Here is a 1,164-nt window from a genome sequence, read left to right as displayed (position 1 = left end):
AAATCGACCGGGAAATGCACCGTCCCACCTTGGCTCAGCCCAGTGGATTGATAAGGCCCTTGACCTTGTCTCCCCTACATTTGACAAAGTGACTCTGCGCGGTGATACGGATTTTAGCCTGACCACCAATTTTGACAGGTGGGATGAAAGATGTACCTTCATTTTTGGTATGGATGCCAAAAAAAATTTGACAAGAATAGCCTGTGATATTTCAGAAACAGAATGGCAGTTGCTTGATAAAGCCCCACGGGTGATAAAGACCGAGGAACGTAAAAAACCGGAAAACATAAAGGCCCAGGTGGTTAAAAATAGAAATTTTAAAAATCTCCAAGCAGAATGTGAATTCTTCACTGAAGTTGAGTATAAACCGGGAAAGTGTCAGAAATCATATCGATTAATCGCCATCCGAAAAATAATCAATGTCTCAAAGGATGAAGAGCAGCTTTTTGATGATTGTCGATTTTTTTTCTATATCACCAATGACCGGTGCAGAACGACGGAATCCTTAATTGAGTTGTATCGGGACCGGGCAAACCATGAAAATGATATTGAGCAGTTAAAAAATGGCGTTCATGCCTTGAAAGCTCCTTCAAACACACTGAATTCCAACTGGGCATATATGGTCATTGCCGCATTGGCATGGGATCTAAAGGCTTGGTATGGAATGTTAATGCCTTACCGGGTTTTGGGAAATCAAATTATGAAGATGGAATTTAAGCGATTCGTCCACACCTTTATTAATATCCCATGCCTGATCATAAAAAAATCCAGAAAAATTATCTATCGGATTGTTGGTTATAATGATCAACTCAAACATGTTTTCAATTTTCTTTTTCTTTTGAAAAAAATTGAATTTTCATAATCAATGTATAAACGGACAGCCACTTCAAATGGGTTGAAGTGGTGAGTCATAAAACCATCATAACAAAAGGACGGTTCCAGGTGTGCATTCTTAAAATTTGTAACGTAAATGTTTTTAAGGAGGAGTCGGGTCCTTTTTTTCTGGGTCTTTTTCAATTATGTTTCAAAAGTAATCCGTTCGAATTCTCGAAGCTATATACGATTGAACTTTAATGAACACGCTTGTTTTAGGATTAGGAGGTCGAAAAAAGCCGTGTTATAATATATCCATGTCAACAATGGATAAGACAAGTATTCGAGAAG

1 protein-coding gene is annotated in these 1,164 nt (G+C 38.1%); it reads left to right on the top strand.

The window, feature by feature from the left end:
- Positions 1-862: transposase (locus ACYQ2M_RS25075; protein WP_459919140.1), on the top strand; the 862-nt coding region annotated here is incomplete at its 5' end.
- Between the last annotated feature and the right edge of the window lie 302 nt (positions 863-1,164).

The organism is Desulfocicer niacini, assembly GCF_054657595.1.
Note: the sequence above shows the minus strand (reverse complement) of the source record. Positions and strands in the feature narration are given on the sequence as shown.